Here is an 8,785-nt window from a genome sequence, read left to right on the forward strand (position 1 = left end):
GCCTGGTGATAACATCAAGATGACAGTAACTCTAATCGCACCAATCGCGATGGATGAAGGTCTTCGTTTTGCTATCCGTGAAGGTGGTCGTACTGTAGGTGCTGGTGTTGTAGCAACTATCGTAGAGTAATAATTAACTTTTAAGTTAATTGTTAGAAAAAGGTCACCCAGGTGGCCTTTTTTAATGCCTGAAGAAAAGTGTCATATAAGGTGGTGCTCTTACCTTAGGCGTAGGTGCTTTGTAGCAACGATCAAAGAGTAATAATTAACTTTTAAGTTAATTGTTAGAAAAAGGTCACTCAGGTGGCCTTTTTTAATGCCTGAAGAAAAGTGATTTGCTCCTAGGTATAGAATTATTGCCGTAGCTTGGGTTGAGTTTTACGAAACCCGAGGGGGAAATAGTAGCGAAGATAACTGTGCTGTTAAATATAAAAAAGCACGGCTAGGCCGCGCTTATATTGAGTTAGCTCTTGGTCTTTTAGCCAATTACTAATATATGATAAAAGCTTTAGTGTTTCTTCGCATACTCTTGCGCTTGTTTTAAAACTCTTAATAAATTGCCACTTAAAATCTTTTTAATATCTTTGTCGCTGTAATCTCTATCCATTAAACCTTGGACAAGATTTGGGTAGCTAGATACATCTTTTAAGCCGATAGGTAATGAATCGCCAACTCCATCATAATCAGAGCCAATACCTACATAATCAATACCAATTAGCTCAACTACGTGATCAATATGGTCAAGTACTTGCTCAAGACTTGCAAATGGATACGGATTTTTAGCACGGTACGCAGCATCAAAATCTTTACTTAACTTAGTACCTTCTTTTTTAGCTGACTCTTTTGTACTTTTTAATTGCTTGCCCCAGCTACCTGCTTTAGCGGTAACAAAGCTTGAGCCAAAATTGATTTGAATAACACCGCCATTTTCCTTCAGCGCTAATAGCATATCGTCATTCATATTACGCTCAAAGCCAGGCGTGTATTTACGAAGTGATGAATGAGAGGCAATTACTGGCGTTTTAGAGAGCTCCATAACCTGATAAAACGCATCATCAGAAATATGCGATACGTCAATTAGCATGCCTATATTATTCATTTCAGTGACAAGCTTTTTACCAAATGGGCTTAAGCCTTTCCATTTACGGCGTATATCGTAAGACGAATCCGAAATATGATTGCTTTGCGAGTGCGCTAGCGTGATGTAACGAATGCCACGGTCGTAAAAGTGCTGAAGGTTTTTCATATCACCTTCGATTGGAGAGCCATTTTCCATACCCATGGCTATAGACAGCTTACCTTGTTTAAATTGCTCTTCAATATCAGAGCTTGAGCTAGCAATAGCAAACTTATCGGGTGCGCGCTGGACTATGGCTTCCATACTATCAATCATTTGATTGGCTAGCTGGTAGCTTTTTCCTTTACCCTCAAACTCTAAATGCGCAGGAATATAAATCGACATAAATGGGGCGTTTAAACCGCCTTTTACAGCGCGAGGATAGTCAAAATCGCCATCACTAGTTGCTTTGGTTACATCAACCCAGCTTTCGTGAATTCGATAAGGTACGTCAATATGGGTATCAATTAAAATGGTATCTTTAGCGAGTTTAATTGCCTTATCAGATGCTGTTATTGTTTGTTCTGCTTGGGCTTGGCTAGTTAAAGCTAGTGATATGGCTACCACTAGAGTGCTGAGTTTTATCATGTTTTGGCTCTTTGGGTAAAAAGCCATTGTGTACGTTCAATTCAAAAGTTACAAGTACTACGCCCTAATCAAACGACTGTGCTTGATGCTCTTCACTTTGCAGCGCTTTAAACTCACCTTTTGAAATTATAGTTACAGACTCGTGTAATTCTGAGAAAAACACCATCGCTTCGCCATTTTTAAGCTGCAGCTTTACTTGGCTTACTTTAGATTCGATGCTTGCTTCTACTTCGCCATAATCGGTACCTTCGCGTAATACATAGCTTTCGATTAAGTTATAAAGAGTGTCTTGATCGAGTTGTTCAAAAGGGATAATCATTACTGCTTGTTACTCGCTTTATTTAATATGTGTTGGCCAAAATAATACGGCACGGCTTTCTCTAACCAAAATACAGGTTTAAAAGGGTTGTTACCGCTAATAAAACCTACATGGCCGCCTTTCTCTGAGACGCACAGCGTAACATGCTCACTGACATCTTGCCTACTCGGTACGGCTTTAATAGAGAGCATGGGGTCGTCTTTAGCGTGAATAATAAGCGTAGGAATAGCGATGTCTTTTAAATACGGCATAGCACTGGCTTTACGGTAGTAATCGTGTGCGTTTTCAAAACCGTGTAACGGTGCTGTAAGTTGGTTATCAAACTCTAATAAATCATCAATATTCATTAATTGATCGGTAGTTATAGGAATTTGCTGCTTAATTTGCGGCAATTTACGTTGCATCGACTTTTTCATTCGATCGAGCAGATATTTTTGGTAAATTTTACCTAAGCTTTTACGAATAACATCGCTCGATGACGACAAATCATAAGGAGCAGATACCACTGCAGCTGCATTGAGCGGGCAGTTTGTATTCTCTTCGCCTAAGTACTTAGCAAGCACATTACCACCAAGCGAAAAGCCTACGGCAACCATCGCTCTATTTGGGTATTGCTGCTTTAAATGATTAATAAAAAAAGCTAAATCGGCGGTGTCACCGCTGTGATAAGCACGTGGTAGGCGATTTACTTCGGTTGAGCAATTTCTAAAGTGCATAAGCACAACTGCATAACCTTGTTTTTTTAATGCCTTCATCATGCCTTTGGCATAAAAGCTATTTATATTGCCCTCAAGGCCGTGCAAAACAACGGCTAGTGGTGCGGTTTCATTATGTGGAAGTGACCATGCAAGCTCAATAAAGTCACCATCAGGTGTATCAAGTTGCTCAAGTTCGTAGGACGTATTGTGAAATGGGCGGAAAAAACGCGGCATTATGGTCTGAACGTGACGATTGGTCATCCACCATGCTGGTTTGAACTGAGAGATCATGTTTGTACTACGCACTTTGTATTAAACGAAAAGCTAGTGTATCAAATTTTTCGCTTCAGAAAATAAAAAGCGCCTAACTAGTAAACTAATAAGGCGCTTTAGTGCGTCGTGCTTAATTTTGTTCGGGAATTTCTGCGTCATGTATTTTTTTCAAAAAGAAAAAAGCAAAAAATATACACAAAGAAACAACGATGGTTAAAAATCCAAAAGACATAAATAAAACTGGATCTGTAAAAAAGTCTCTAAAGAATACGTTCATGAGTTGCTCCCCTCGTTGTTGATGGGTTAATCATAGGCTGCGTTTGCAGGTCGCAACGTGATCGAGATCAAGTTATTTTTCTAAGCAACTGTAGGAGTGACGCTAAGTTGATTTAGATCATGTTTTAAGGGTTGGTAAGTTATTATCACTGAGAGCTAAGAGAGTTTTTTCTTAAAATAGTGAGCTGATCGTAACTCATGTTTTTTCACTTTATTTAAAAGCGTAGCGCTTTAAACTTTTTTGAGTAAACCACTTAAAGATTTTTTGCACAAAGAGAAAAGAATGAGAAGTAAATGCGGGGAGATCAATGAACTACTTGAGCTGTACTAGCTCAGACTTGATCTGACAGTTCCCCATTTTCACCTGGGTAATTTAGTTTGTTTTCCTCTAAAAGCGAAGCGTCTCTTAACCTCTTTGTGAGTAATTACTTGAAGTTTTTTTGCACAAAGAAAAGAGTATAAAAAGTGGAGGAGGCTACAAAAACTAACACCCTAAGTGGCTTTCACATATAGCTCAATGTTGTTTGGCTCTGAAAGTTTGACTAATTCAAGCTCATTTACCGTTTCAATCAACATATGTTGCTGTTGTTTTTCAAGCTTCAGCTCAGCGCTTAGCAACTCTGCACGTATTGTGGCGTAATCACTTATCGCATTCTGGTTAGCTTTTAAATAGCTACGAGCGGCGCGCAGAGGTTGTAATGCGTGAGTATCAAACTCACTAATTGCGTCTATTAACTCATTTAACTGTTGGGTATTAACACTTAAATTTAATGAGTCTAAATAAAGCAGTAATAAGCATAAATTAACGTTTTTTCCTTGCTGGTTTTGTAGTGCCAGCAGGGTTGTCTGTTGATCAGGTTTTGCGTACAAAGTGCACGCAAATTGCCAAAAATGATCGCTATTGAGCAAGTTCATCGGCGAATGCCTGCTCTTTTTCTTCCATTTCTTCAAGTGCCATAAGTAACTCTTCTTCAACGTCGTTAAGTTTAGGCGTAAGGGTTGCTTGCTTGGCTAATAACTCTTTAAGCTTGGCTTTGTTGTCGTCGTTGTAGAGTTCGTTATCACCTAAGGTCACTTCAACTTCACTTAATTCAGCGGTAAATTTATCGAGTTGCTTTTCAAGCTTTTCAATTTGCTTTTTAAGTGGCTGAGTGGCCTTTCTAAACTCAGCCTCTAAGCGTTTTTGCTCTTTACGGTTAACACCCGGATTTGCTTTAGGCTCGTCGCTTTGCTGCGCTTTAACCGCTTCTTTATTGGCATTGAGTAACCACTGGTAATACGCATCTAAGTCGTAACCAAACTGGGTTACTTTGCCGTCATCTACTAAGTAAAACTCATCGGCGGTATTTTTAAGCATGTGGCGGTCGTGTGATACGGTAACCATGGCGCCTTCAAAGCCTTGCAGTGCCATAACAAGTGCATGGCGCATTTCTAAATCAAGGTGGTTTGTAGGCTCATCGAGAAGCAGCAGGTTTGGCTTTTGATATACCAACATGGCAAGTACTAAACGTGCTTTTTCGCCGCCCGAAAAAGGGGCTACAGGTTCAAGTGCTTTATCGCCAATAAAGGCGAAACCACCTAAAAAGTCACGTAGTGATTGCTCAGTGGCTTTTGGGTCGAGGCGTTGTAAGTGCATTATTGCACTGGCTTTTAAATCAAGAGATTCAAGTTGATGCTGCGCAAAGTAACCAATATTTAATCCGTGATGCTGAACAACTTCGCCCGCTTGCGGCTCTAAATCACCAGAAAGCAGTTTAATTAACGTTGATTTACCTGCGCCATTTCGACCTAATAAAGCAATTCGGCTGCCTGGTACAAGGTTTAGCTCTATATTATTTAAAATAGTGACGTCACCATAACCCGCTTTGGCTTTATCTATTGTCATTAGTGGGTTTGGCAATGCTTTTGGCTCTGCAAACTCAAAGTTAAACGGCGAGTCGGCATGCGCTGGCGCTAGTTTTTCCATGCGTTCAAGTGCTTTCACACGGCTTTGTGCTTGTTTAGCTTTACTGGCTTTTGCTTTAAAGCGCGTTATAAACTGCTCAAGGTGCGCAATTTGATCTTGTTGCTTATCAAACATTGCTTGTTGTTGTAGTAAACGCTCTGCTTTTTGGCGTTCAAACTGCGAGTAGTTACCTTTGTAAACGTTGATAAGTTGCTTATCTACGTGCCAAATTTGATCAACCACCGCATCTAAAAACTCACGGTCATGCGATATAAGTACAAGGGTGCCGGTGTAAGCGCGTAAAAAGCGTTCAAGCCAATAAACAGCATCTAAATCAAGGTGGTTTGTTGGCTCATCGAGTAATAGTAAATCGGCGTCGCGTATTAATGCTTGGGCAAGGTTTAAACGCATACGCCAACCACCAGAGAACGAGCTTACAGGGTTTTCTATTAGATTATTAGCAAAGCCTAAGCCGTGTAATAGCTCACCTGCGGTTGATTCAATGCTATAGCCTTTAATGTTTTCAAGCTGAATATGTACTTTGGCCTGTGTGTCGCCATCGTTGTTTTTCTCGGCCTCACGCAGTGCTATACGCATTGCGTAATATTCTGGGTGGCCTTGAAGTACATAATCAATCGCGCTTATTTCAAGTGCAGGTGTCTCTTGCTTAACAGAGGCGATAGACCAATCTTTTGGAATGCTGCAGTTACCGGCATCTAGTTGTAGTTCTGATTTTAGTAAACCAAATAACGTTGATTTTCCACAGCCATTAGCGCCAACAAGGCCTACTTTGTGTTCTGGAAATAACGTAGCTGATGCGTTTTTTAATAAGGCTTTACCGCCACGAAGTAGTTCTATTTCTGAGATTTGGATCATGAATGCGTTACTTTGCTGTGCCCTTGTTAAGTTGGCGCTATCATAACATAGAACTTAATACTCTTATCAAGCGTATCAACAAGTGAAGTTATACGATAAAATGACAGCAGTTCAAACCACAGGAAAAATGTTGTGAGACAAAAGAAGCGATTTATTGCTGGTGCATCGTGCCCTGACTGCAAAGCCATGGATACCATGATGCTATACAGAGAACATGATGTTGAAAAAGTAGAGTGTGTTGAGTGTGGTCATAAAATGGCGCAACCCGATAACGCTGTTCAGGCGTCTACTCGCCAATTTGAACAAGTAATTGGTGTATTTAAACCGGGCGACTAACCCGGTTTTTTATTGCCTAATTTTTACCGGTTTTAGTAATGCGGTGGAGGCGGCTCAGGTACTTCAGACATCATAGACGATGATGACTGAGACTCTTTAATTTTTTCTGCTAGCAGCTCGGTTTGGCGTTTCATTTTTGCTAACAGCTGTTGGTGCACTTTTATTTCATCATTTAAGACTTCAATCGTTTCGTCTTGAAAAGCCACTTTGGCTTCAAGTTCCATTAAGCGATGTTCAATTGTGTTCATTATTCTCTCGTATAATAAATCGCTCTGCGATACCGCTGGAGCTTTCGGTTAACAACGACTTACCGTTATCTGTAAATGTCACATCTAGCACCACCGCCGATTTAGGCTTACTGCCTTCGCGCGGGGTAACCTGCCAAGTTTGAATTTTTTCACCGCTTGGTATTTGCCACAAATCAACGCGCTTATTTGGCGAGCCGGTTGCAAGCAAAGTGCCTTGTTCGTTAAAGCGCACAGCAGTAAAAATTTTCTGACGCGCAATATACTTCAGTTTACTCACAAGATCACCTGTAGTCAGCTTCCATACATTTGCTTGTGCCATACTATCGGCCGTAAACGCATAGCGACCTTGTGGATCGAGCGTCACTTGGGTAACACGCGTTGGGTGATTAAAACGATGAATTACTTGCCCTGTACGTGTATCCCAAAAGTAAGCAACATAATCGTTAGAGCCACTTAAGGCGTAGCGTCCGTTAGGTGATAGGTCAACGGTGTTAACTTTATCTTGATGACCTAAAAACTCAATACGACGTCCGGTTTCTAGGTTTACAAATACGACAACGCCGTCGCTACGGCCGTATAAAACACTACGGCCTTGATTGCTAATGGTAATATCGCGAATACTGGCTTTTTGTATTTTGTAATAACCTTTATTTTTGCCTGTGGTTATATCCCACACAGCAAAGGTGGTTTTTTCGGCGGTAACAGCCACGCTGTTATCAAAAGCAATAGCAACAGCGTACACTAGGCTGTCTTGTGACTGCTGCTGAAACCATTGGTATTTTAGCACCTGCTGTTGATTATCCCACAGGGCGACCCCATGGTTGATAGAGGAGATCAAACTGTATTTACCATCGTTTGAAACTGTTGATGAAAACGCACCTTGTGCAGCATGTTCGTAACTTGCTACAGCGTGTTGTTTTTTATCGGTACAGGCGATGGCTAAAAAACAGCTAAATACGATTAAAAAAGTACGAAATATCGACATATTACAGGTATTTCCCCTTAACTCTTAGTGACTGAGAGGTTAGACTAGGACGCGTTAAATGCCTAGGTTGTTTGTCTAATCACTGGATATGTTTTTAGTTTAGCTAACAATATGGAATCTAGTCATTAAACAAGCAGCCTATCATGTGGGCCGTTAATCTTTCACTAGTAATAATACATTAAAATGACAACTGCAAAGTGTGTCGGAGATTTAAAATGAAAAAGACGATTAGATTGTCATTGATTGCAGCGTCAGTTTTAGCGCTTACAGCTTGTAATCAAGAAGCAAAAAAAGAACAAGCTGAAGTTAAATTAGACACTGTAGAACAGCAACAAGCATACGGTATTGGTGCATCTGTAGGTAACTTTTTAAATAAAGACCTAGCAGACAAAACAGAAATTGGTATTGAACTAGACCAAGCACTTCTAATCCGTGGTTTTGAAGATGCACTTGCTGGTAATGCAAAAATTGATGAAGAAAAAATTCGCGAAGTATTAACTGCACTAGATACATCAGTACGTACTAAGCAAGAAGAAAAAGCAAAAGTAGAGTCTGAAAAAAGTAAAGAAGCAGGCGCTAAATACCTAGCTGACAACGCTAAAAAAGAAGGCGTTACTGTAACTGAGTCTGGCCTACAGTACGAAGTACTTAGCGAAGGCGATGGCGAAAAGCCAGTAGCAACTGATGTAGTTAAAGTTCACTACAAAGGTACTTTATTAGACGGTACTGAGTTTGATAGCTCATATGCACGTAACGAACCGACAACTTTCCCTCTTAACCGCGTAATTGCGGGTTGGACTGAAGGTTTACAACTTATGTCAGTGGGTTCTAAGTACAAGTTCACTATTCCTTCAGAACTTGCTTACGGCGACCGTGATTTAGGTAAGATTCCAGCTAATTCAACACTTGTATTTGAAGTTGAATTACTTGAAATTCAAAATGAAGAAGCACCTGCAGAACAATAAGCTTATTGTGTAAATGCAAAAAGGGACCTTAGGTCTAATGCCGATCAGTTAAGAAAATGACCGGTTGACCGATCCAAGCGATCATGCAAAATCCGTAGTTAGGAAACTAACTACGGATTTTTTGTGAATATAGAACAAGCACTGCAAGCAACACTTGAA

9 protein-coding genes and 1 pseudogene are annotated in these 8,785 nt (G+C 40.3%); 3 read left to right on the plus strand and 7 right to left on the minus strand.

Features of this window, described 5'->3' with window-relative positions; genetic code table 11:
• Positions 1-130: pseudogene (locus H5115_RS19745) on the plus strand (elongation factor Tu); the annotation flags it as partial.
• A gap of 378 nt (positions 131-508) precedes the next feature.
• Here the strand turns inward: H5115_RS19745 and H5115_RS19750 are convergent.
• The 5 genes from H5115_RS19750 to H5115_RS19770 all read right to left on the minus strand — a co-directional run bounded on the left by H5115_RS19750 (position 509) and on the right by H5115_RS19770 (position 6,092).
• Entirely contained in the window at positions 509-1,705 is a 1,197-nt protein-coding gene (locus tag H5115_RS19750; RefSeq protein ID WP_024606595.1) for a dipeptidase, read from the minus strand.
• A gap of 64 nt (positions 1,706-1,769) precedes the next feature.
• Complete coding sequence (locus tag H5115_RS19755) at positions 1,770-2,024, minus strand: YheU family protein (RefSeq protein WP_004335925.1); 255 nt, start codon at positions 2,022-2,024, stop codon at positions 1,770-1,772.
• Positions 2,024-3,013: a hydrolase gene (locus tag H5115_RS19760; protein WP_149594417.1), complete on the minus strand. Its 990-nt coding sequence runs from the start codon at positions 3,011-3,013 to the stop codon at positions 2,024-2,026. Before H5115_RS19760 ends, H5115_RS19755 begins: the two co-directional genes overlap by 1 nt.
• A 750-nt stretch (positions 3,014-3,763) precedes the next feature.
• Complete coding sequence (locus H5115_RS19765) at positions 3,764-4,186, minus strand: TIGR02444 family protein (protein ID WP_182756960.1); 423 nt, start codon at positions 4,184-4,186, stop codon at positions 3,764-3,766.
• On the minus strand, positions 4,170-6,092 hold the full coding sequence (locus tag H5115_RS19770) for an ATP-binding cassette domain-containing protein (RefSeq protein WP_008165349.1): 1,923 nt from the start codon (positions 6,090-6,092) through the stop codon (positions 4,170-4,172). The genes H5115_RS19765 and H5115_RS19770 overlap by 17 nt, the downstream gene beginning before the upstream one ends.
• Positions 6,093-6,224: 132 nt before the next feature.
• On the opposite strand from H5115_RS19770, the gene H5115_RS19775 reads away from it, so the two are divergent.
• Positions 6,225-6,428 carry a YheV family putative zinc ribbon protein gene (locus tag H5115_RS19775; RefSeq protein WP_007378899.1) on the plus strand — a complete coding sequence of 68 codons (204 nt, stop codon included), beginning with the start codon at positions 6,225-6,227 and terminating at the stop codon, positions 6,426-6,428.
• 32 nt (positions 6,429-6,460) lie between these two features.
• Here H5115_RS19775 and H5115_RS19780 read toward each other — a convergent pair whose 3' ends face one another.
• Both H5115_RS19780 and H5115_RS19785 read right to left on the minus strand, forming a co-directional pair.
• Positions 6,461-6,676 (minus strand): SlyX family protein, encoded by a 216-nt coding sequence (locus H5115_RS19780; RefSeq protein ID WP_004335946.1) that lies wholly within the window; start codon positions 6,674-6,676, stop codon positions 6,461-6,463.
• Positions 6,663-7,661, minus strand: a complete 999-nt coding sequence (locus H5115_RS19785; protein WP_182756962.1) for a WD40 repeat domain-containing protein — start codon at positions 7,659-7,661, stop codon at positions 6,663-6,665. The genes H5115_RS19780 and H5115_RS19785 overlap by 14 nt, the downstream gene beginning before the upstream one ends.
• A gap of 215 nt (positions 7,662-7,876) precedes the next feature.
• Here H5115_RS19785 and fkpA point away from each other — a divergent pair, with 215 nt between their 5' ends.
• Positions 7,877-8,626: an FKBP-type peptidyl-prolyl cis-trans isomerase gene (gene fkpA, locus H5115_RS19790; protein WP_149594422.1), complete on the plus strand. Its 750-nt coding sequence runs from the start codon at positions 7,877-7,879 to the stop codon at positions 8,624-8,626.
• The last annotated feature ends 159 nt before the right edge of the window (positions 8,627-8,785 follow it).

It is taken from the genome of Pseudoalteromonas sp. SR44-2 (genome assembly GCF_014163745.1).
GTDB lineage: Bacteria > Pseudomonadota > Gammaproteobacteria > Enterobacterales > Alteromonadaceae > Pseudoalteromonas > Pseudoalteromonas distincta.